Annotated in this window: 21 protein-coding genes and 1 pseudogene; 10 read left to right on the forward strand and 12 right to left on the reverse strand. The window is 56.1% G+C overall.

Annotated features, from left to right (window positions below):
* Positions 1–326: 326 nt before the first annotated feature.
* Positions 327–812, reverse strand: coding sequence for a transposase (locus J7392_RS23225; protein ID WP_209219645.1), 486 nt, complete (start codon positions 810–812; stop codon positions 327–329).
* 859 nt (positions 813–1,671) lie between these two features.
* Between J7392_RS23225 and J7392_RS24405 the strand changes: the two genes are divergently transcribed.
* Positions 1,672–1,803, forward strand: coding sequence for a hypothetical protein (locus J7392_RS24405; RefSeq protein WP_280634627.1), 132 nt, complete (start codon positions 1,672–1,674; stop codon positions 1,801–1,803).
* Between the two features lie 40 nt (positions 1,804–1,843).
* On the opposite strand, the gene J7392_RS23235 is transcribed toward J7392_RS24405, so the two are convergent.
* The 5 genes from J7392_RS23235 to J7392_RS23255 are packed head-to-tail and all read right to left on the reverse strand — an operon-like array spanning position 1,844 to position 7,601.
* Positions 1,844–3,157, reverse strand: coding sequence for a TRAP transporter large permease (locus J7392_RS23235; protein WP_209219650.1), 1,314 nt, complete (start codon positions 3,155–3,157; stop codon positions 1,844–1,846).
* Positions 3,158–3,172: 15 nt separating this feature from the next.
* Positions 3,173–3,694 (reverse strand): TRAP transporter small permease, encoded by a 522-nt coding sequence (locus J7392_RS23240; protein WP_037967216.1) that lies wholly within the window; start codon positions 3,692–3,694, stop codon positions 3,173–3,175.
* Between the two features lie 37 nt (positions 3,695–3,731).
* Positions 3,732–4,817, reverse strand: coding sequence for a C4-dicarboxylate TRAP transporter substrate-binding protein (locus J7392_RS23245; RefSeq protein WP_209219652.1), 1,086 nt, complete (start codon positions 4,815–4,817; stop codon positions 3,732–3,734).
* Positions 4,818–4,874: 57 nt separating this feature from the next.
* Positions 4,875–6,422 carry an AMP-binding protein gene (locus J7392_RS23250; protein ID WP_209219654.1) on the reverse strand — a complete coding sequence of 516 codons (1,548 nt, stop codon included), beginning with the start codon at positions 6,420–6,422 and terminating at the stop codon, positions 4,875–4,877.
* Between the two features lie 6 nt (positions 6,423–6,428).
* The gene (locus J7392_RS23255; protein ID WP_209219656.1) at positions 6,429–7,601 is read right to left on the reverse strand and encodes an acetyl-CoA acetyltransferase; all 1,173 of its coding nucleotides are present in this window, start codon (positions 7,599–7,601) and stop codon (positions 6,429–6,431) included.
* Positions 7,602–7,712: 111 nt separating this feature from the next.
* On the opposite strand from J7392_RS23255, the gene J7392_RS23260 reads away from it, so the two are divergent.
* The 5 genes and pseudogenes from J7392_RS23260 to J7392_RS23285 all read left to right on the forward strand — a co-directional run bounded on the left by J7392_RS23260 (position 7,713) and on the right by J7392_RS23285 (position 13,537).
* Positions 7,713–8,282, forward strand: a complete 570-nt coding sequence (locus tag J7392_RS23260) for a PAS and helix-turn-helix domain-containing protein (RefSeq protein ID WP_209219668.1) — start codon at positions 7,713–7,715, stop codon at positions 8,280–8,282.
* A 292-nt stretch (positions 8,283–8,574) separates the two neighbouring features.
* On the forward strand, positions 8,575–8,901 hold the full coding sequence (locus J7392_RS24460; RefSeq protein ID WP_209219670.1) for a proline racemase family protein: 327 nt from the start codon (positions 8,575–8,577) through the stop codon (positions 8,899–8,901).
* A 237-nt stretch (positions 8,902–9,138) separates the two neighbouring features.
* A pseudogene (gene rarD, locus J7392_RS23270) lies at positions 9,139–9,842 on the forward strand (EamA family transporter RarD); the annotation flags it as partial.
* Between the two features lie 355 nt (positions 9,843–10,197).
* Positions 10,198–11,088 (forward strand): metallophosphoesterase, encoded by an 891-nt coding sequence (locus tag J7392_RS23280; RefSeq protein WP_209219678.1) that lies wholly within the window; start codon positions 10,198–10,200, stop codon positions 11,086–11,088.
* A gap of 1,993 nt (positions 11,089–13,081) precedes the next feature.
* Entirely contained in the window at positions 13,082–13,537 is a 456-nt protein-coding gene (locus J7392_RS23285) for a hypothetical protein (RefSeq protein ID WP_209219680.1), read from the forward strand.
* Between the two features lie 896 nt (positions 13,538–14,433).
* Here J7392_RS23285 and J7392_RS23295 read toward each other — a convergent pair.
* A complete protein-coding gene (locus J7392_RS23295; protein ID WP_247744746.1) occupies positions 14,434–14,880 on the reverse strand; it encodes a MarR family transcriptional regulator in 447 nt (148 codons plus the stop codon).
* 86 nt (positions 14,881–14,966) lie between these two features.
* Here J7392_RS23295 and J7392_RS23300 point away from each other — a divergent pair, with 86 nt between their 5' ends.
* Positions 14,967–15,389, forward strand: coding sequence for an ABA4-like family protein (locus tag J7392_RS23300; RefSeq protein WP_209219683.1), 423 nt, complete (start codon positions 14,967–14,969; stop codon positions 15,387–15,389).
* A 30-nt stretch (positions 15,390–15,419) separates the two neighbouring features.
* Complete coding sequence (locus J7392_RS23305) at positions 15,420–15,932, forward strand: ATP-binding protein (RefSeq protein WP_209219685.1); 513 nt, start codon at positions 15,420–15,422, stop codon at positions 15,930–15,932.
* 128 nt (positions 15,933–16,060) lie between these two features.
* Here J7392_RS23305 and J7392_RS23310 read toward each other — a convergent pair whose 3' ends face one another.
* Complete coding sequence (locus tag J7392_RS23310) at positions 16,061–16,609, reverse strand: hypothetical protein (protein ID WP_209219686.1); 549 nt, start codon at positions 16,607–16,609, stop codon at positions 16,061–16,063.
* Positions 16,610–16,687: 78 nt separating this feature from the next.
* Between J7392_RS23310 and J7392_RS23315 the strand changes: the two genes are divergently transcribed.
* Positions 16,688–17,281, forward strand: coding sequence for a Crp/Fnr family transcriptional regulator (locus tag J7392_RS23315; protein ID WP_209219688.1), 594 nt, complete (start codon positions 16,688–16,690; stop codon positions 17,279–17,281).
* 197 nt (positions 17,282–17,478) lie between these two features.
* Here J7392_RS23315 and J7392_RS23320 read toward each other — a convergent pair whose 3' ends face one another.
* The 3 genes from J7392_RS23320 to J7392_RS23330 all read right to left on the reverse strand — a co-directional run bounded on the left by J7392_RS23320 (position 17,479) and on the right by J7392_RS23330 (position 19,980).
* Entirely contained in the window at positions 17,479–18,489 is a 1,011-nt protein-coding gene (locus J7392_RS23320) for an alpha/beta hydrolase (RefSeq protein ID WP_209219689.1), read from the reverse strand.
* 105 nt (positions 18,490–18,594) lie between these two features.
* Positions 18,595–18,951: a VOC family protein gene (locus J7392_RS23325; RefSeq protein ID WP_209219691.1), complete on the reverse strand. Its 357-nt coding sequence runs from the start codon at positions 18,949–18,951 to the stop codon at positions 18,595–18,597.
* A gap of 48 nt (positions 18,952–18,999) precedes the next feature.
* Entirely contained in the window at positions 19,000–19,980 is a 981-nt protein-coding gene (locus tag J7392_RS23330; protein WP_209219693.1) for an NAD(P)-dependent alcohol dehydrogenase, read from the reverse strand.
* Between the two features lie 105 nt (positions 19,981–20,085).
* Between J7392_RS23330 and J7392_RS23335 the strand changes: the two genes are divergently transcribed.
* Positions 20,086–20,967, forward strand: coding sequence for a LysR family transcriptional regulator (locus tag J7392_RS23335; protein WP_209219695.1), 882 nt, complete (start codon positions 20,086–20,088; stop codon positions 20,965–20,967).
* A gap of 91 nt (positions 20,968–21,058) precedes the next feature.
* Here J7392_RS23335 and trpS read toward each other — a convergent pair whose 3' ends face one another.
* Positions 21,059–22,060 carry a tryptophan--tRNA ligase gene (trpS, locus tag J7392_RS23340; protein ID WP_209219697.1) on the reverse strand — a complete coding sequence of 334 codons (1,002 nt, stop codon included), beginning with the start codon at positions 22,058–22,060 and terminating at the stop codon, positions 21,059–21,061.
* Positions 22,061–22,719 lie beyond the last annotated feature (659 nt).

Consider the following 22,719-nt stretch of genomic DNA (forward strand, 5'->3'; position numbering starts at 1 on the left):
GGAAACCTTGGCACCGGTCTGCGATGATCCCATCATCAGCCTGCCTGCAACTCAGACGGACTGATCAGCTCGGCCGTCGAAAGCGCCCGGCCAGCCGCGAGTTACACCACGCTATGGGGCATGATCCCGGTCTTCCCCCTGCCGTCTTCGATTGCAGTCCTTCCCGACCAGTTGGTTACTGATCCATTATCCAAGCAATTATGCGCCGAGATTCAGAGTGATATGGCTGGACAGAATTTTTTCGAAATTATTCGTCCCTTTTACTCATCAGCCAGCGAGACGTAATTGAACAAAGGGCGCGTCAGAACAGATAGTACCAGATGTGGTTAGATGGCCGACGGACTGACACAGATACAGTGTCCCAGCAGGCCGCCACCCTGCTGCAATAGGTCAGCTCTTAATTTCTTCCGCAGTTGATAAGCGACCTTGTAGGTAACTCCGAGCTTCCCGCTCAACCTCTCGGAGGTCAGAAGGTCTTGTGCCCTGCCCTTCGCGTGAGCCGCAATCATCGTCTCGGCGCCGATGAACCAGGTCATGAGACCAAGATGTGTCCGGTGACAGATCGTGTCCGTCGTGACAGAGAACTGACGGCGGCAAACACAGCATTGATAATTTTTTCGCGTCTTGATCCGACCAATACTTGCCGAGCCACATCCTGGGCACTTCACGCCTTCAGGCCAGCGCACCTTCCGCATCCGGCTGATGCAAGCGGTTTCCGTCTTGAAGCACGCTTGTACGCCGCCTAATGGAAGTGCCATAGAAAGCCGCGTCCAGTGGTTGCTTAAAGGATCCAGTTCAAGCAGCTCCGTCATGATTACCCTACCCTTTCCAGCATCGTAGAAATTACACTTCCAGCCCAATACAGCTCCTCGTGGCTGACGCAGAGAGTGGCTGGGAACACTCAACCAAAAGCTACAGTATATTCGGATGGAGTTGCATCAGCGGGGTATTGACAGGTTGGCATCCAGATGGAAGCGAAGCCCTAATAATCGGATAACCAAAACCCATTCCGATAGGATCAATCTTCGTGCCATGCGTTATCTCAGCTGCAAAAGGAAATGATTTGGATGGCTTTAATTGGACATACCTTCGACCAAGCTGAAACCCTAGCGGAAAAACCGGTGGAGTATTGATAGCTGCGCGCAACAATGATCGCGGTGGGGAGCTGCCTCCTCGTATGAAACTACATGCCGCGCATTTGGTTCTGCGTAAGATATCAATAGCCCTTCGGGTACGTATCAGTCCGAGCATGGGTACACATGGGCCGTATGTAGCCATTGACGATGTAGCGCCAGAAGAAGTCTTAGCTATTGCAAGGATTTTAGGCGACTGACACCGGGCAGGCCTGGGGTGATCTGCAAGCGCAGACCCCGACCGACATCGTGTTCACCCACATGCATACCGACCACATCAGCGGCCTTGCCGACCCGACGGCTATTCCCGGCGCGCAGATACATGTTGCTCAGGCAGAATGGGACTTCTGGACGGACCCGGATTTGATCACTCGTCTGACCAAAGATGCCCGGCCCATTGCGCAGATGATCCAATCCGTAGCAAATTGCATAAAGGACCGCGTGACTCTGCGTGACGCAGATGGCGAGATCATTCCGGACCTGACTTGTCCCGCTGCCCGGCCATGTCGGACTGCACCCGTCTTCCAAGGGCGAGGATTTGCCGATCGTCGGCGACGCACTGATTTCGGAAAAGCTGCATATTACGGCGCCGGAAGTAGCCTATGCGATGGACGGCAACGCGGCCACCACGAACGCGACCCGCAAGGCTCTGCCGGCGGAGGTTGAATGAACCGCGGTGTAAGATAGCCACTCAGCGCGATAATCGAACATTATGATCCCATCCAATTAGGCAGAAGCGTGGTTATGATCGGAAATGCAAAGAGGATCACGATCGTAATGACTTCGAGCAGCACAAACCACAGCGCACCGCGGAAGATCTCGGGCAAGGGTGTTTCTCGATCAATACCGGCAATGACATAGCAATTCAGCCCGACCGGCGGCGTGATCAGACCGATCTCGCACATTTTCACGGCCAGAATACCGAACCAGATCGGATCAAAGCCGAGTGACTGGATCGTCGGGAACATGATCGGAATGGTGATGACCATCATTGAAAATGCATCAAGGAACATTCCCAGAGGCACAAAGACCAGAAGCAGCATTGCCACGATGAAATACGGTGGTAGGCCAGAGCCGACGACCGCTTCGGCCAATTGATTTGGCACTTGGATCAGCGTCAGAAAATAGCTGAAGACGGCGGCGCCGATCATGGTGAAGAGGATCATGACGGTGGTGTCGATGGTGGACCGGAAGCTCGCCACGATACGGCCCAGCATACCGGGCCAGCTTGGGCGGTGCATTAGCAGCATGATCAGGGCGACAAATGCACCGACGGCGCCCGCCTCTGTCGGGGTGACGAGGCCCAGATAGATGCCGCCCATCACGACGATGAACAGCACCATGACCTGCCACGCTTTGCCCGTTTCGCGCACGGCATCGCCCCAGCTAGCGCGTGGGGTGACCGCGTGGCGCATATCGCCACGACGGGCGATGAAATAGATGCCAACCATGAACATGATCGCGGTCAGCAGTCCCGGCAGGAACCCGGCGACAAGCATCTTGCCAGCCGAGGTTTCGGTCAGCGCGGCATAGAAAATCAGCAAGACGCTCGGCGGGATCAGCACACCCAGTACCCCACCTGCGGCGACTGCTCCGGCCGAAAGGCTACCCTGATACCCCGCCTTCTTCATTTCGGGAATCGCGACGGAGCCTACGGTGGCGGCAGTGGCCACGCTTGACCCCGATGTGGCCGCAAAGCCTGCGCTGGTCAGGATCGCCGCCATAGCCAACCCACCGGGCAGATGCCCGACCCAACGGCTGGCGACGTCGAACAGCTTTTTTCCCACCTGCGCATGATGCGCAAAACTGCCCATCAGGATGAACAGCGGGATGATCGTCAGCGTATAGACGGCCGTGGTGGAGTATGAGATTGACTTGAGCCGCGTCATCAGAAACGCGAAATCTTCGACCAAGACGATACCGACAGCGCCGGACAGTGCCAGCGCGGCAAAGACCGGCGCGCCGAATGCCATCAGCAGGATGATCAGCGCGACCGCGATATAGGGGGCAAAGGACGGATCCATCGGAGCTTCCTAACGTCAGTGAAGATCGGGTGACGCCTGCTGTGTCTGCGCAGGCTCGCCGAAGAGGAAAAGTTGAAGCGATTGGATTGCCATCTGGATGAAGGCGAACCACAGACCCGCGGCCAAGCTGGCCTTCGTCCACCAGATCGGAATTTTGACGTAGCCCCAGCGGAATTCCCGGATAGAGACGGAATAAATCGCCTCATGCGTGGCGGGGATCGCCAGCATCAGCAATGCCAGCGCCCCGACCGCCCATGCCAGCGCGACAACACGGGCGCGGGCGGCGGGGGAGAGTTTCTCTGTCAGGACGGTGACGCGGATATGCGCATCATCCCTTTGCGCCCATCCCGCGCCAAGGAAGACGACCATCACCAGCGCCAGTTCCGTGAACTCAAAAACGCCGGTGATCGGGCTTCCCGTGAGGGCACGCACCAAGACATCGAGCGTGGTGCCAAACACAAGGAACGCAAGAAACAACATGGCGACCGCACCAAGCGCATCGGACACGATTTTCAGTAAACTGTTGATCGTTTGCATGATCTAATCCTTCGCTAAATGCGATCGCCCCAGCCGATTACGATGCCTGGCTGATCTCGAAAGGGCGTTTCAGCGTTGCTTCGGCGTCGTACTTCTTGATCGCGGCATCAATCAAGGATTGCATTTCTTCGCCATCGATACCGGCGGGTTTCGCGGTATCTTCAAGCCAGGAATTTACCTGCGCGGGCTGGACCAGATCTTTGGCCATGACCTTTTGATCGTCTGATACGGTGCTCAGCGTCACGCCTTCGGCTTCAGCGGTTTTGACATAGGTGGCAAGCACATCTTCGTAGATCGCGCTGAACTGGCCGCCATAGATGTCGTCGACAATCTCGTCCGAGATCTTGCGCACATCGTCGGGAAGCCCGTCATAGACCTGCTTGTTCATGATCGTTGCCGCCGGGGCGTGGGGGCCGTCGCCAATATCATAGAACTGCGGCGCGATTTCATGCAGCTTATAGGCGATCGCGGTCACAAAATCGAACCCATAGACACCGTCGAGAATACCACGCTCCAGCGCCTGGTACACTTCGGGTGCGGCCATGGCGACGGCCGTACCGCCAAGCGCTTCGACCACATCGGCGGAGACACCGTAGGCACGGATGCGTTTGCCCTTGATGTCTTCAAGCGAAGTGATCGGGTCACGCAGGATCAGCGGCGCGTAGTTCCAGTTAGTCCAGTAGAGCACTTTGGAGCGGTGGCGATCCTCCCATTCAGCGCGGAGCGGGTCGAATTGATCATAGACATCCCGGCAGACCTTTTGCAGAGCGTCGGCACGGTTCATACGGAAATACCATTCAAGTCCGCGTGTGACGGGTAGTTCAGACTGGTAGTACCCGGGCGAGATCAAGGTCATCTCGGATGTACCGTCGCGCACGGCACCGAGATGTTCGCCCACCTTGTTCAGCGATCCGGACCAGTAACGACGGATGGTGACTTCGCCTTCGGTGCGTTTTTCCAGCTCGTCCAGATACCAGCGATCGATCCACGAGGGTCCCGCCGAATCCGACACGTAGCTGTCGAACTTCAGCGATGTCGCGGCCAGCGCCAGCGAGGGGGCGGCCAGCGTAAAGACACCCGATGCGGCGGCCGCCCCGGTTTTGAGGAATGTTCTGCGTTTCATGTTTCTCTCTCCCGATCTGCGCGTCAGAAGCTGACACGCGTTGTTGTGCATCTCGGCTTACGCCTGATGCTCTCCCTCCAGCGCTTGCGCAATACGTTCACGCAGACTGGTTTTCAGAACTTTCCCGTAGCTATTTTTGGGTAGTTCCTGAACAAAGTGGTATGTTTTTGGCTTTTTGAACGAGGCCATGCGGCTTTTGCACCATGTATCGAGCTGCGGTGCATCGCAGGCGCCATCACCTGTCGTGACGACAAACGCTACGACATCCTCGCCCCATTCCGGACTGGGCACACCGATCACCGACACTTCGGACACGTTTTCATTGGCCAGAAGGGTCTCCTCCACCTCCCTTGGATAGATGTTTGTCCCGCCCGAGATGATCACATCTTTCGACCTGTCAGTGAGCGTCAGGAAGCCGTCGGCATCCATCGACCCCAAGTCGCCCGTGCGCAGCCAGCCGTTAACGACGGTATCGGCGGTGGCCTGTTCATTGCCCCAGTAGCCCTTCATCAGCGCTTCGCCTGAAACGACAACCTCGCCAACGGCACCTGCTTGCAAAGGGCGCATCTCGCTGTCGACTACCCGAACCTGCACACCCGCCTGCGCAAACCCGACAGAGCCGCGCCGCGCATCGGCGTTTGGGTGGGCCGTATCTGCCACAAGATCACGGGGCAGCACGGTAATCGTCATAGGGCATTCGCCCTGTCCGTAAATCTGGACAAAGCGCGAACCGAACACCGCGAGACCTTCTTCAATATCGGCCAGATACATCGGACCGCCACCATAAATGATGGTCTTAATGCCCGTACCTTTGTAGCCGGATGCGCGGGCATGAGCGATCTGGCGTTTGATCATCGTGGGCGCCGCGAAGAACACGAGGTTATCCAGCGCCTGGGCCAGCTCCGCGATTTCCTCCGGATCGAACCCGCCGGACCGCGGGATCACATGGCAGCCGCCAGCGCGGATGATCGGGAAGTGATAAAGCCCCGCCCCATGCGACATCGGTGCCGCATAGAGCGAATTGTCACGGGCGGTGGGGCTATCCACATCCATCGCATAGGCCAGTGACATCGCGATGAGGTTGCCATGGGTGGTCATCACACCCTTGGGCCGCCCCGTGGTGCCAGAGGTATAGAAGAGCCAGGCCACATCGTCTTTGTCTGTGTCGATGGGGGGCGTGATTGTCGCGCTGGACTGTTCCGCAGCAGTCAGCGCGGGATCGTGGATGGCGAGTTCATTGCAGTTGTCGGATAGCTCGATGCCGCTCGCAAACACCGTGCCGGTTTGGGTCACGACAATGCGGGCCTTGGCATCGGCGATTATCCACGCCGTTTCGCGCGGGTGCAGCTTGTAATTGATCGGTACGACAATTGCACCTATCCACAACACCGCATGCAAAAACTCCAGATATTCAGGGCAATTCTGCATGAACAGCGCCACGCGGTCGCCTTTGCGGATGCCTAAAGTGTCCTTCAGATAGGTCGCCATGCCTGCGCTACGCGCCGCGAACTGCCCATAGGTCGCGTGCAGATTCAACCCGCAGCGAATCGCCGGCGCATCGGGCGACACCCGCGCGGCTTGAAGCAGCCATTCAGAAATATTCATGTTTAATCAGACCTTGTGCGCTTCGAGCACCGAGACATAGTTGGCCACCGCAGAGCCGCCCATGTTAAACAGCAGGCCCAGTTCGGCACCGGGGATTTGCAGTTCTTCGGCTTGGTTGGTCAGCTGACGGAAGGCCAGCGCATGCATGGAAACGCCTGTTGCGCCAACGGGATGGCCCTTGGCCTTCAACCCGCCCGACAGGTTCACCGGCAGCGCGCCGCCGCGGTAGACGGTGCCATCCTCCAATGCGCGCACGCCCTGACCCTTGGGGGCCAACCCCATCGCTTCGTAGGTCAGTAGTTCCGCGATGGTAAAGCAGTCGTGGACTTCGGCGAAATCGATATCTTCAAGTGTGACATTGGCCGCTTTGAACGCCTGTGCGAAGGCGCGTTGGGGGCCTTCGAATGCCAGAAAATCTCGGCGTGACATGGGCAGGAAATCATTCACATGCTCGGCTGCACGCATGGCCACGGATTTGGGGAAATGCGCCCCATTATCGGTAGTGGTCAGGATCAGGGCTGCAGCACCATCGGTCACCAGCGAGCAATCGGTCAATCGCAGGGGCGGCGCGATCTCGGGGTTCACCTCGGACACGGTGCTGCAATGTTCAAAGGTGAATTCTTTATGCATATGCGCCAGCGGGTTGAACATAGCATTAGCGTGGTTCTTCACCGCGATCTTTGCCATCGCGTCCAGCGGGCTGCCATAGCGCGCATCATAGTCGCGCGCGGCGACGCCAAAGACTTGCGGAAAGCTCAGCGATGCCTCTGCCGGGTCGTTCTGGTATCCTGCACCGGCCAACGCCTGCGTGACCTCTTTGGTATTACGGCTGGTCATCTTCTCCGCGCCGACGACAAGCACCGTGCGAGCTTGCCCTGCGCGGATCATGTTCATCCCCGCATGGATGGCGGCCGAACCTGAGGCACAGGCGTTCTCAGCCCGCATCCCCGGTTTAAACCTCAGCTGCGGATAGGCCTGGTGGATCAGCGAGGACGCGAAACCGTCTGCCACCATGCCAGAGTTAAAATGCCCTAGAAAAACGCCGTCGATATCATTGGGATCAATTCCGGACTCCTCGACCGCTTCGCGCGTTGCGGCGACGATTAGCTCTTCAAGGTTTTCTTGCAGACGGCCAAATTGTGTGTGGCCGCTTCCGACGATGGAAACTCCGGTGGTCATCATATCCTCCCTGATATGAATGTGATTTTATGGATGTCAGAACCACGCTCTATTGGTAGAAACACGTAATATGATACGTACCACTACGTAGTGAACTAAGTAGAAACACAAATGATCGACACCTCCACCACGCAAAAAGCATCCAGTTTCGGGTTTCAGGAATCACCGGTAGCCCAGATCATCTTGCGCTATCGCCGTATCGTTGAAGCCAATAAAGCGGTGGAGCGCTTATTCGGGCATACAAGGCCTGATCTAATCAACCGATCAGTCCAACGGCTCTACCCGTCGACCGCCGATTTCAACCAAATCGGAGAGCGTTGCGAAGCACGTATGCGCGAGACCGGCGATACGTATTATCAAGACGAACGCTTTATGCAGGCGTCGGACAAGACCATTTTTTGGGTGCAGGCCAAGGGCGCGACCCTGTCTCCCCAAGACCCGTTTTCGCTGATGATCTGGTCGTTCGAAAAGATCGCGGACAAGAGTTATCGTTCTGTAGACCTCAGCCCGCGGGAACGCGAAGTGGCGCATCATCTGGTTAACGGCCGCACCTCGCGCGAGATCGGTGACGCGCTCAATATTTCGCACCGGACGGTCGAGGTGCATCGCGCACGGCTAATGCGCAAATTTAACGTCAAGAACACTGCCGCATTGGTGTCGGAGATCGTTCACGCCTTTTAGGTTCGATCAACGTGGATCGATATGGTCCAGCGAGGACTGCTGCATTGGATGCTCGATGACATACGCTTGTGATGACATCTCGGGGCGAGCGCCATCTTAGGCCGCTATGTGAGTGATTGTCGTTATATTCCTCAATCGATTTTCAAATAGGATTTAGAACGGCTGCTTGTGCGCGTTTACACGACGGGGATTTTTCCGACGCGCGAATCAAAGTCGGGATTTTACTCGCCTACACCGGTCGGGGTGGAGCTGACGTGGCCCCGAAAACGCTAAACTTTTCCCGTTTTTCAACGTGGACTTCAACTGCATCGATACGCCAGCCCTCGTGGTGGGCGGTGCCAAAGACGATCCCCACTTCACGCCCCGTGGCCCTGAATGGCACGCCGCCCCCTTCTATGACGCCCCCGGGGCCGATGCCCTTCTGATGATCAACGGTGTTGGAAATGGTCTAGGCGGTATCGCTGGGTGGCGTTTCGAAGGCCAGCTTTTGGGTGAAACCATACAGGGGAGCCAATGCGCCGTAATCCCTACGGTTAAGGGCACTGCGAAAGTTATCAGCTACCCCAAATGGCTGCTCGATGAAACTGACCCTGTTGGCCTTGGATTTACCACCACCTAAAGGCACAGTCGTACCGGTTGGCCGCCGCAACTTACGTGGCGGCCAACTGTTTCATAGCGTGTGGGCAGGTCTCCATACTCGCCACGGGATTTGCGCCACTTCACAGATAGTTGCGCAATACATTCGGCCCCACTGCAACTAACCCCTCCCCCTTGTTCGATACAGAGCTTCTTGATCGCGAGCTTATTGCGTAGAAAGTTCACATCCACTGGTTCCATATTCCGCGCGCGTTTCCGTCGAGCGCTGCTCATGGGCCTGCTAACAGCGACGCTGATCTGGATCAATTGGGGCATCTATGTCTGCGCGATTGCCTTGGGCCATGCGCTTGATGCGGCGCTGGGTTACTACATCAACCTTCTCTTCAGCATTCTATTAGGCGCGCTTCTCTTGGGCGAACGCATGTGCAAGCGGCAATTGCTCGCAGTGGGCCTCGCCGTAGGGGCCGTGCTCGTGCTGGCGCTGGACGCCGGGTCAATCCCTTGGGTTGCCTTGGGGCTGACACTGAGCTGGGGCTTTTGCGCGCTGGCCAAGAAAAGCCTGCCGATCGGGACGAACCAAGGTTTCTTGCTCGAAGTGCTGCTTTTGCTTGTCCCGGTTCTCGCCTATATCGCATACCTTGCGACGACAGGTCAGGGGAACTTCCTCACCGGGTCGCCGGTTGACACCTGGCTCTTGCTCGGCTGTGGCGCGATTGCCGCGGTGCCTTTGCTGGTCTATGCCAACGTGCGAAACTCTTGCGGCTCTCGACCATCGGAATTCTGCAATACATCGCGCCGACCATGATCTTCATCGTCGCAGTATTCGTATTCGGCGAAGAGTTTGGCCGCGCGCGGATGATCGCCTTCCCGATGATCTGGGCAGCGCTGATCCTCTACTTGTCATCAATGCTTCAACACATGCGACGGAGCCGTCCAGCCAAGGGTCTTGTAGGTCAAGGTTAGACGCTGGAGCTATTTGGAACCGGATGTCTGCGTAGAGCTTTTGCTTTTTCCTTTCAAGGTTGGGCTTCGCTACAACAGCAATATTACGAACATAGGTTTATCTGGCTTTAACTGGCCCTTGCTCTTTTGCGAAATTTGAAACCACGACTGTATTCAGAAGCGCCAGTTCTGCGAAAAACAGCAGAAACACCCTCTGAATATCCATATTTGGCTACATATACTAAATTCTGAAATCTTGCTAATAACGAACTAGGCATATTCTTATAAAATCGTTTAAAAACAGTTGCTTGACTCAAGTCTCGGCAAAGTGTCAGATGGAAGGGAAATCAGCTTCCCACTGGTGAGGGCTTCCGACATGACACTCACAATTCCATTCCACAGCGGCCGGATCGCCATTCTTTCGGACTTGCATGCCAATACATACGAGCACAGAGGCACTGATCCGATTGCTTCGCTGGGACTTCATGCCGTCGTAAACGACACTCTTGATGGGCTTATCATCGCCGGCGACCTTACGGACGGGCCTGCCTGCAGATGGGTCCAGGGGCTCGCTCAATTGACGCTGCACGTCCCGCCAGAACGCATCTATGTGATGCCCGGAAACCATGACTATTATGGCGGCACACTTTCGGATGACCATCTACTCGCTGAACACGCTCAGTCCGTCGGCGCACATTATGTGCAGAAAGAAGAAATACTTCACGGCGATACGCGGTTCATATGTTGCACGCTTTGGACAGACTTCGATCTGTTGGCGGACGCTGAAAAGGCGATGAGCATCGCTGGAAGCGTCATGCGGGACTACTCCCGTATACGGGTTGGCCCCCCCGCAGGTTCAGATTACGGGGACGGGATATCGTGGCAACCTTCAGCGACCGAAATAGAGCCAGCTGATACGCTTCGCGTTCACCGCGACCACCGCGCTTGGCTTGAGGACAAGTTGATGTCCCCCCACCCTTGTGGAAAGGCAGGTCGCACGGTCGTTGTGACCCATCATGGGCCCCATCTGTCGGTCGCAGGACCAGTGGATGGCCTTACACCCGCATTTCACTCTGATTTAACAGACCTCATTGCGAGGCTTGCCCCATCAGCATGGTTCTTTGGCCATTCACATCGCCGGCTACGCGCCATGGTTGGACAAACCGACGTTCGGAACGTGAGCGTGGGATATTGTCGGGAGTTCTCTCGAACAGAGAGTGAATATTTGTTAGAAGCAGGTCTTTGGGTGAGCCACGATGGATCCTAACTCGGCTGACCTCAAATTTCTTGAGACTATAAGACGGTGCGCACCATTTGTAATCACTGATACTGATGGCGCTGCCTATGCCGTAGCCGAATCCATACCGCCCGAAATTCACGTTGCGCTTGAGCAAATCACCCCAGAGGTGACGTATGTAGACGTGGGCAAAAAGCTGAGCCTTCCAATAGAGAATTGGGTATCGTGCAGGGAAAAACTGATAGTCGAGCTCATGACGCGCATGACGCGGCGGTCCCTCGAGCTCGGCAAGGTGGGACCGTCTCCCGCCGAACTTAATCAAGCGCCAACCCTCTCCCAATGGTCTGCCATCCTTGATACAGAATACGGGGGCGCGATCCTAGTTGGCGCGCAGGATGGGCACCCAACTCTACGGGGTAAGTTCATCCATACGTCTCGGCTTTGTGGGTTGGACAAAGAGGGTGCTTGGGCCCGCACGTCGACCCGATGGTACCGTTTGGGCGATCGTGCAAACCAGCAAGAACTGGGCGCAATGTTCCATGGCAGGGTTGGTCTCGGAGACGCCCTTAGACTCACCCCGTCCGAGGTCCAGGCTTGCATCAAGGCAGATCAAGTTTCCGCGGGGCTCTGCGATGCTTAGCCGTAGTCGGTACTTGAAAGGTCACATCGAAGACTGTTTGGTTTACAGTGCAGATCAAGCCCATACCTTCCTGAGCCCCCAAGCAATTTTTTCAATCACGGTCATAGTCGCCAGCGGGGCAGCTCTATTCGTATCCTGGCGCGCCTATCACCTATCGGCAAAGAGCACTGGCCCCGATATGGAGCTCGTGAGACGGTTCGTCGAGTCGGCGCCCCTGGAACGACTTGCCGAAATTCAAACGCCTGAGAACCAGGGCGTTTCCCAAGTCGAAGACGAAGATGAAGAAAGAAAGGACACAAGGCTGTAGAAACGTCCTAGTCGAAATAGTGATTGCGATGCACTCAATCGATTATTTCAACCACCACGGGCAAGCTGATGCACGAAAAGTCGCGTTCATCTTGCGGACCTCCGTCACTGAATTATCCGTAGCAGCCGGGCTCGACCTGGGGGAATTGCAAGGCCCGCAGATGATGTGAATGAGACGCAGAACCGATTAGACAACCTTGTGGATGTACTGAACAAAGTGGGGCCCCAGTTCGCTACCTTGGTCATGGCTTATCAGTGGTACAGACCCGAACCACTGGCGAGCTTTGATGACCAAACTGCGATGCAACTCGTACAGGCGAGCAAAGCACATCAAGTCGTTACGTACATCGAAGCTGTGGGGGCAAAATTCTTTTAATGAGAAATGTGAGCCGAGCGCTCTCGGAAGTCTTTCGTGTTTGCTATGGCCCTTCATGGAAGCCGACGTTTTAGGGTCATAGCACAGCTTCCGACGCAAGGCCGCCCCGGAAAGTTCGAAGAAAGAGGTTAACGCACGATGAAAATGAAATTGATCTGGTCAAGTCCGACAACACTTTTTTCCGTGACCACCTCAGAAGCCGGCACCCCACAACCAATAGGTTACCGAAGTGATACCAAAACAACCAAAAGATTAAAGTTACCACAAGTTACTTCGATCTCGCGTAACTTCTCTTAAGTTACCAGGAACTTGATAATTGAGGCTGCTAAGTCCGGACCTGCAGCGCTTTTGTGCCGCCCCAAGTGCTCGTTTGAGCCACCTTTCGTTCGAGTGCGACCGGGCTTTTCCAACCCAATGCTGAGTGTTGGCGGCGCGGACTGTGAAAGCCGTTTACGTATTTGAAGATTGCCATCTCAGCCTTGCGTCGTGTCTACCGAAGATGGTCGGTTAACTTAGGTACTGCTCAATGGATAGACGACCCTCAGATAAAAGGGACATCAATCGAAGCAGTACTTGCGTATCCGGCGACCGGTAACACGCATGATCAGAATGCAAGCTAGGTGTGGTCGAGAGATATGCTGATATCTGCACGAGCAGCATTTGTAAGTTCAGTCCTCTCCGAAAAGCCAGGTAGGCACGCTATGCAGCGCTGCCTCAAGCTCTTCGTAGCCGTCCACCCCGCTGAAAAGCAGGTAAAGAAACAATGCGAACAAAAGACTAATTATACCAGTGAGATATGCAGACTTCATAGCGAACACTTTGTCCTTAAGCTCTCTATTTCGACGCTAGTTATTATTAATCTCCACAACAATGTTTACCCAAGGTCAGCAGACCGCAGTATCTTCGCTTCAGTTTCCAAAGAGAGCAGTGAGTTGCACATTGATGCTATTGCCAATTACCTCAAGCTTTTCTGGACCGCAGAGCAGATAGATCGCGCCGACAATATGCGAAGCGATCAAAACGGTGAAAAGATAACCAAGTCTCACTCCGAACCCTTTCAATATGTGAAACACCGGGGTCTAAAGATGACAAGCAAACTAGACAATCATCCATGCTGCATTGCAGAAATGCTATCAGCGCATATCTGGGGGCGTTAAGCCGTAGGTCAGAAAATCGATGATGCCTCTGCCAAAACACCAAAGATACGGGACTGGTATAGCCTCTTTCTTCGCCGGGGCTGAGTGGCAAGAGGTCGAACTCGACACACCGCACGGGCGCATGATGGCCACCATGCTCGCTGCGATCGTGCAGTTCCAGTGCGCCTCCTTTATCGAACGCGAGAAACCTAGCCTCGTCGTCGCCCGGGCGCGCGGCAAGAAGTTCAGACGACAGCCTAGCCGATTAATACAATGAAAGCTTGCAGATCGGTGCTTCAGCTTATCGGAGGCGGCCGATCATACCACTAGATTACTCGAAATGTCGGCATTATTTCTTGGGCTGTCGAAGTCGCCTATCGGGCTTATCGCTTCTTTGCAGTTCGTAGGAACGGTTCTTCACGCCCATCATTTGCCAAAGGCTGTCCTCATGGTTGCCTGATAAGCCGCCGTGCCTCTAGAGTTCAATGTGGCGGCCTAGCAGGCAAGCGCCTTGAACGAAGCGGCTTAAACCGTCCTTCCCACACCTGCATCTCGAGAAGTACTAGGTCAGACTTCGTCAACTTTAGATGCACTAACTGCCCTGTGCTTGCTTTAGTTACCGGTTTCGGCGTTAGGTTTCTATGCTTCGCTTTCGTTCATCCAGGCCGCAGCGAACTTCTGCTTTTAAGCCCAAACTGACCGCGCTGGTAGTAGGAGGCTTCGCAGTGGCAACATGGGCGGGCTTGTCGTGACCGGCCCAAAGCCGCCATCCGTCCACTAACCGAGATGCTGCCGTCGCAGCCAGCACAGCCGACATTCGCCGCGACCGCGAAATTTGAACAAGCTCGAACCTAAAGTTTGCGGACGAAGTGAGCTTTCGCTGCGGATGCGCAAGGCTGCTTACCAAAGGCCGACTTCTAAGTCAGATTACCAGGGGCATCTGCGATCAAGCGATGAAGCAGGCCGGAAAGCTGCTCCAAATCTCCCTCGGTCCAGCGGTCACGAAAAACATAGCCTGCCTGTTTTGTGAATGTGACAAGCGCCTCGTGAACTTTTTCCAACCCAGGTTCAGTCAGGACTACAAATGCCAACCTTGCGTCCCTTTCGTCCGTTTGTCGCGCTACCACCCCGATCTTCTCCAAGGGCGCTGCCATACGCGTTACCGTCGACGCGCTCACGTGCATCCGCTTTGCAAGTTCGACACGGGACAGGCGATGTAGCGGCGCTTGTTCCAAGTGCATGAGGAGAAAAACCTCGTTCACCGAGAGACCGTGGACCGAAGCGAAATCGCCCGAAAGTCGTGCTTTAATCTGATCCGCTGATTGCAGAAGGCGAAGAGTATTTGTGAGGCATAAATCATTCATGTAGATAATGTATACATATTGCTTGCGGACGCAAGTACATTGCAATACTGGTGCGCGAATTATCCTGATCAACAATTGGTGACGTCATGGACCTTGAAATTGTTTTCTCTATTGCTGGCTTACTTGCGATGGCAGGCTGGCTTGTTTTGCTCGCATCGCCACTCATTCCACATTGGTCTGACCTGATTGCTGGTCATGTCATTCCGACCTTGCTCTCATTGGGCTATGTCACTCTCGTCCTCTTTTTTCCATCAAATGACGGCGGCGGATTTGGCAGTCTCGCCGAAGTTATCGACCTGTTCGCGAACCCAAATGCGATGATGGCAGGGTGGGTGCATTATCTGGCGTTTGACTTATTGATCGGAGCCTGGATGTGCAGAACGTCAAGGCGCGATGGTCTGAGCTTCTGGCTTGTCGCGCCCTGCCTTCCATTCACGTTCCTTTTTGGTCCAGCAGGTTTCCTTGCCTTTTCAATCGTTCGCATCTTTGCGCCGAAAAAAGCGACCTAAACTGGTTCAAACCAAAGAAAGTTTTTTTCTATGCATGACGATGACACACAACACATTCACCTGATTTGCGGCTCAACGGGCGCGGGCAAAACGACATATGCCCGCACGTTGGCCAACAGCAACGGAGGTGTCGTATTTTCGATCGATGAATGGATGGTATCCTTGTTTGGGGAGGACGCACCGGACGCCTTGGACCCCGCATGGATTTTTCCACGCGTCCATCGTTGCGAGGCGCAAATGTGGGCAATGGCGTTGCAGCTTGGCAAGTTGGGTGTTCCGTCGATCCTGGACTTTGGGTTTCAGCGGCAAGAACACCGTCAGACTTATGGCAGACTCGCGAAACAAGCCCAGTTTACGGCAAAGCTGCACGTCCTAAATGTCGATGCTTCAGAGCGCTGGAAACGTATTGAGGCGCGCAATACCAACCAAGGTGAGAGCTTTCACATGGAAATCACACGCGGCATGTTTGACTATATCGAAACGACTTGGGAACTGCCCAGCGATGATGAGGTGGCCTCAATGTCGCTGGCAGATTTGGAATAGCGTCTAACAATTACTTCATAGAGCTGTCGTTCGTACAGCATGCAACGTCATGCACTTTGGGCTCGAAGTCGTCGTTAGCTGCAGTGAGCGCGGAGGTCTGCTGGGCGCCCGAAGAAGTCGTTGCCCATTTAAGCGCAATCGCCCGCCTTTGCCTGGCGCGACCAGAGGAGCCCAGTCAGAGCCGCCAGACTCACCGCCAAAGTTGTAGTGAGCGATTTAGAAATTGTCGCTGTGCTTGTGGCATAGACAACGTAGTCCGGCACGTCTGGCCAACTTCGAATGATCGCCACAATCCCGAGATTCTCGATATAGTCGAATAGCCCACTGCTAACCGAGAGGGTAACACCGAGATGCACAAAGCTTCTGTTTGGAATGCGGCTCACAAACCAAAAAAATGTGTTGCTTAATGTCAGCGCGAGCAAGGCTGGATAGAGCATGTCCAGAGGTATTTGATGTGAGAGATAGTATTTGCGCCCAGCCATTCCCAGAGAATCAAGAAGCGTGGCTGCATCTGTAGGACTGTAACCGAACGGGCGCATGTCGAAGGGCTGCTGTCCAGAAACGACTTCGAGGTGTGCGAGTGTGACGCTGACCATTGCGAAATAAACTGTAGCGGCCAGCATTGCCGCAACAACTGCGACTTTTCCGGCGTGTTTTGAAAGGTATTCGTTCTTCATTTTGTAGCCTCCTTGACCTGAGCCACACATGCAGCCAGACCAAGCCACCCGCATTATCATTTGATAAGGCTTGCCAAGATGGATCTGAAAACCTTTCTTACACAGTCACCTGATCTGTCAGAGGAGGCCTGCGAGGAATTTGTGACCCATTGGAAGCAGAGGCGCTTCGACAAGGGCGCGCACGTTTGCCGCCAAGGACAACCCGAAACAGGAGAGTATGTCGTCCTGGCAGGGTGTTTGATGAGCAGTATTTGTGATGAACAGGGCAAAGAGGTGTGTATTGGGTTCTACGTTGGTCCCTGTGTCGTTACGCCAAACATCGCGCGAACGCGAAATGGCGTGTCGCTCGTTTCCATTACGGCAACGAACGATGCCTTAATGGTCAGAATCGACAGTAATTTGCTCGTAGATCAGATGGTCGCATCTCAGCCCATCCGAGATTGGGCAAATACGATCCTACGAAATGCCCTGAGTGAGAAAGCACAGCGGGAGTGGTGCCTTGCAGCTCTTGGCGGGGCTGAACGGCTCAACTGGTTTCGCCGAGCTTTCTCGGGCTATGAGGCCATATTCACACATACATCCATCGCATCCTATTTGGGAATGACACCGGTTACGCTGAGCCGCCTGCGGGCTCGCGAAAAGGCAACCGCCAAATTCAAACCGGCGGGTTAAGGCGTTCGGACAAATTGAGGCTTTCGGACCACGCATAACATTCCACCTCAAGGGCCCAAAGCCGCCAAGCGGCAGTGCGACAGGCGCGGCCTACCGCAATCGCACCGCAGTGGGCAAATTTGGTATGTTCGTCCGTTAGCATGATGCTGAAGAGGACCGCATTGCGCCGTTACATTTCAGCGCAAGCCGGATCGGTCTCAGTTTTGCAGGAACTCGCAAGTCCGCATGACAGCATCTTGGTCTTCAATGATATCCAGATGACCGGTTTCAGGAAGGATTTCATAGGCACCGTTTTCGGTTACCGCCGACATTACCGGCTCGAACAGTGTAGCATCAAAGGCTTCATCATCGGCACCCGCCAACAAGAGAAAGCGGGGCAACTCGGCGATATCGGCAAGGTAGTCATCGCGGGGGGCAAATGAGGCGTTCAAGCGATAGCTATAGCTGGTCGTCGCCGTCGCACTTTGCGGACCGTCCAATACGTTTCGTGGAAACCGAAACTGAATAACCGTCAGTCCGTTCAACATCTTGAGGCCAATCTTGTTTAACATTGTCAGACCGATCATCCGGCGCACAAGAACATGGCTCCATCCCCCGGCTTCGTCGCGCATGGTCGGGGCGTCATATTTCAGGAAAGGGGTCAGCAGCACCGCCTTGCTGAGCAAGCTCCCATGATCCCCACCGGCAAACCGAACGACAAGCCCGCCTCCGCTGGAATGGCCAATCATGTATACCGGCTGCTCAGGCCGCCTATATGCCGCGATTAGATCCGCCAGATCGTCTTCGAATGCCCCGATGTAGCCGACATCACCTCGTGTCGCGGGCGCTACGCCGTGCCCCCGCAGATCAGGCAAAAGAACCTCGGAGCCACAATGCTGCGACAGATAATCCGCGACCGGGATGTAAGCCGCACCATGCCAGCCCGATCCATGCAAAATGACGGCCAAGGGCGCGGTAGGAGCAGCAGTTGGGAAATGCCGCAAAGTCAAGTCTGCTCCGTCCCGAGCACGATAGGCTATCAATTCGCCTGTCGTGTTGTGCTGATCACCTTGGTAAGTGAGAGACGTGAATTCCAGCGTTTCGCCGGGGGCAATCGGGGTGGGCCACTGCGATAGAATAAGACTCACCGCGATCATCAGATAGGCTGAGACCGATAGAGTGGCGAAGACCACAAGCTTCTTTAGCATTCTATGCACGTCGGGCCCCATTGATTGCCACCCCGCCACTATAAACGCGATTGCTTAGTCGCGGATAAAGCAGAACAGGTTTTCAAGAAAATAGCCGCCAGACCGATTTGGCCTGCTCGAGCCAGCTCAGTCGGACAGGCACAGCTTGTTGCCGTCGAGGTCTCTAACATAGGCAGAGAACTTCGGGCCACGCTGACCGGGAGCGCCTTCGCATGTGCCGCCCAGTTCGAGCGCACGGCGGTGCATCCTTTCGACATCTTCCTTGCCGCCCACGCAGAAGCCGACCATCGAGCCATTGCCGATGGTCGCCGGCCTTTCGTCGAAAGGGCGCGCGACGGCGAAGGCGAAATCCTCGCCGAGCCAATAAGTCATGCGGTCCGAAGGTGCCATGCTGTGGAGACCTTCGCCTTCAAAAAGAGCATCGTAGAAAGCTTTGGATGCGGGCATGTCGTTTGTCCCGACGACAAAGTAGTTCATTTTCATAATAGGAGTTCCAGTAAGATTTGGGGGCTAAATTGTTGTTCCCGTCTATCACACCACGACGACGTTGCCACGTTTGTGCCCGGTCTCGACGTAGGCATGGGCCTCTTTCAGATCGGCGAGTGGATATATTCGATCCATGACCGGCGCGAGGCGGCCTTGATCGATGAGGATTACAATCTCGGCCAGCATTGCACGCAAACGGTGTGGCTTTTCCAGACCCACGGCTGCGAACATCGCGCGTTTCCGGCCGATGAGACTGGACAACAGGACCGCGGGTAAGCGCCTCAGCGTCAGCACCGGGCAAAGGTAACGTCCCGCCTCGGCCAGCGCAGGTTTGGCGGCAGAGAAGGACGTGACGCCTACCGTGTCGAAAATCACATCGTATCCGGCGCCGCGAAGCAATGCCTCTTTGGTGGCGTAATCTATCACGCAGGTGGCCCCGAGGGATGCCACGAGATCGGCGTTGTGGGCGCTACTGGTGGCCGTCACCTCTGCGCCCATGTCGGCGGCGATCTGCACCGCGGCGCTGCCGAGGCTTCCAGCCCCGCCGAGGATCAGCACACGGTCGCCGCTTCGGACGCGACCGAGGCTGCACAGGTAGTGCCATGACGTCAGCACGCCGTCGCACAGAACTGCCGCATCCTCATGCGAAAGGCTGTCGGGCTTGAGCATCAGAACCCCGTCCTCGTCGAGGCAGATGTGGCTGGCATTTGCTCCGAGGCGCATCCCGGCCTCGCCGAAAACCATATCACCCGGTGCAAAGCGGCTGACCTTGTCGCCGATTGCGATTACCTCGCCTGACAGGCCAGTGCCGGACAGACCGTTCCGTGGACGCCCCAGGCCAAGGAAAGGACGGGCAAACAGTGGCTCACCCTTGCGCATCATGCCGTCGGCGCGGGTGACGGCAGAAGCGTCGATGCGGATCAGCACCTCTGACGGGCCAGGTTCGGCCAGTGGAAGCGTGACGGGGGTGAGGACGTCGGGGCGGCCATAGAGAGGAATGTGCCAAGCAGAGCGGGTTGCGGTCATGGGGTTCTCCTTGCTCCTTAGGTTTCCATCGGAATAATGGTTTCAATTCGTTCCGAGCAGGGCCTATGATGCCCCACTGTGGTTCAAAAACGATCCGGATGACGCATGGACTGGAAATCCCTTCCCGCCTTCCTTGCCGTTGCGCGACACGGCTCGCTCAGGTCCGCGGCCGAGCAACTGGGCGGGACCCATGCAACCCTGCGCCGCCAAGTCGAGGCGCTTGAGGCACAGCTCGGCACGCAGCTCTTCCGGCGCGGCGCGGAAGGCCTGTCCTTGACCGCTGCCGGGCGGCGGCTGCTGCCGCAGGCGCTTGAAGCTGAGGCGGCATTGCTCAAGGGGTTCAATGCGGTGCAGGGGCTCAACCGCGAGGCCGCTGGGCGCATCCGGCTCTCGGCCGACCCTATGACAGCTCATTACCTGCTGGCGCCGGTGCTGGCCGAATTTGCCGCGCTCTATCCTGAAATCGAGATCGAACTGCAGCTTGCCTATACGCTCGACTCGATCGCTCGGAATGAGACTGACGTCTCGATCCGCCACGCCGCCGCGATCGAGGACGACGCAGTGGGGCGCAAGCTCTTTCCACTTTCGATCGGCGTGGTGGCATCGCGGGACTACATCGACCGGGCGCTACCTGCGGCAGACCGCAATGGGCGCGGTCTGAGCTGGATCGGTTACGGGGACGTGCCCGAGCTTGCCACCCTGATCGCTGAATCCGCCTTTCCGGAGGCGAGCGTCCGCCACTCTGTGCCCGACCCGGAAATGCATTTGCACTTGGTCCGCGCGGGCGCGGGGATGACCTTCCTTGCGACCTGGGTCACGGCGGTCTTCCCCGAGCTCCAACGCGTCCCCGGCACCGAGCTCGACCAGCGGCGTTCGACCTGGGTTCTCCTGCACAGCGATCTGCGCCGGGTGCGCCGGGTCCGGCTCTTCGTCGACTACCTTTGCAGCGCGCTCCAGGAACGACGCGCGGCATTTCTGGGATCATAATTTGATCGACTTCCCATTCAGGCCGGGACACATGGTCAGACCACTATCGAGACGAAACAGACCTTGATCCAGATCGTTCAACGCGGCTTACCTACAGCTGGAATAAACCTAAGGCATTCACCACCTCGCGTTTTGTCGCCTCGGTTCGCTCACGCGCCCGTTCCGTGCCCTCTTTGATTACCTCAAGAACGTATCCCCGGTCCTCGGAGAATTGCGCCCTGCGTTCACGAATTGGAGCAATGAGGTTTTGAAGAATACCTTCCAAACGCGCCTTGATCTTGCGATCGCCAAGCCCGCCGCGTTGATACTGTGATTTGAGTTTGGCAAGCTCGCCCTGGTCTTGGTCGAAGGCGTCGAGATAGGTGAAGACGACATTGCCTTCGATGCAGCCCGGGTCTTCGACACGCAGGTGGTTCGGATCGGTGTACATCGCTCTGACAGCTCTTCTAATTTCCTCCGACGATGCCGACAGCGCAATGGCGTTACCACCGGATTTCGACATTTTGGCCTTGCCATCGATACCCGGCAACCGACCTGATTTCGGGATGATCGCCCGAGCCTCGGGCAGCACGGGGCGACCTGCTACTGCATTGATGCGCCGCACAATTTCGTTCGTTTGTTCGATGAGCGGGGCCTGGTCCTCGCCGACCGGAACGACAGTTGCCTTAAAAGCCGTGATATCCGCAGCCTGTGCCGCTGGATAACAGAGAAACCCTGCGGGAATATCGCGCCCGAACCCACGCGCGCGAATCTCATCCTTAATAGTCGGGTTGCGTTCGAGCCGCGCCACCGTGACAAAGTTCAGGTAGAGCATCGACAGTTCGGCCAGCGCTGGAAGTTGCGATTGCAGGCAGATCGTTGTGCGACCAGGGTCAATGCCCACGGCCAAGTAGTCAAGCGCGACCTCAATCACGCTACGACGCACTTTCTCTGGTTCATGCGCGTTGTCTGTCAGGGCCTGGGTATCCGCCAGCAAAAGGAATTGTTCATGGCTGTCCTGATAGCGCAGCCGGTTTGAAAGTGACCCTGCATAGTGCCCGATGTGAAGCGGTCCAGTCGTGCGATCGCCTGTCAGTATGATTGGTCTGTTCATTTACTTCTTCTCATAAAACGAGAGGCAGCGCATCGGGAAGCTTGGAAAACAAAAGGCCGCCCCTGCGGCGGCCTCGGAATACGTTTGGTCATCCAGCCACCCTGTCAGGAGGCCAGCCACCAAATCATTGCGATGGACGTAGTGTTTTCCATAAAACGCTAAATAACGTTGACACGATCGTGCGTCAATCGAATGGTAGAAAGGGATTGATCCAGCCTCTCGCTGCAGGAGTAATGAAAGTCCGCTCAGTCCTGTGGATCGGCGTTACTGCGGCGCGCAGCGAAGGTCCGGTTTCCGACCTTCCTGCAAGTAAGGGCGTCAACGCGAACGGCCCTTTGCTGCCGTTCGTCAGTCATTCGGGACGCTGCGTTGCGGCCCGTCGAAGCGGCCATTCGTGCAACTTGCAGCATTTTCGGAGGATGAAGGTCGGCTCAGCGGGACTTTGCTGCCGTTCGCTGCGGACGCATAACTTCCGTGGTGGTTGAGAAGACCTTTTAGAGTAAGGGCGGAGAGCTGACCTTTGCTGCAAGTGCGATACGGCGACGTCGGTGATCTAATAGCGGACATTCCTGGATTGCCGTCGCCGGTCTCATTGCGGCCTTCGCGATTCGAGTGATCAATGTCCGGCGCGGCGGAGCTGGCGCCCCCCCGCGCGCGCC

It is taken from the genome of Sulfitobacter sp. R18_1, from assembly GCF_017743915.1.
GTDB classification, from domain to species: domain Bacteria; phylum Pseudomonadota; class Alphaproteobacteria; order Rhodobacterales; family Rhodobacteraceae; genus Sulfitobacter; species Sulfitobacter faviae.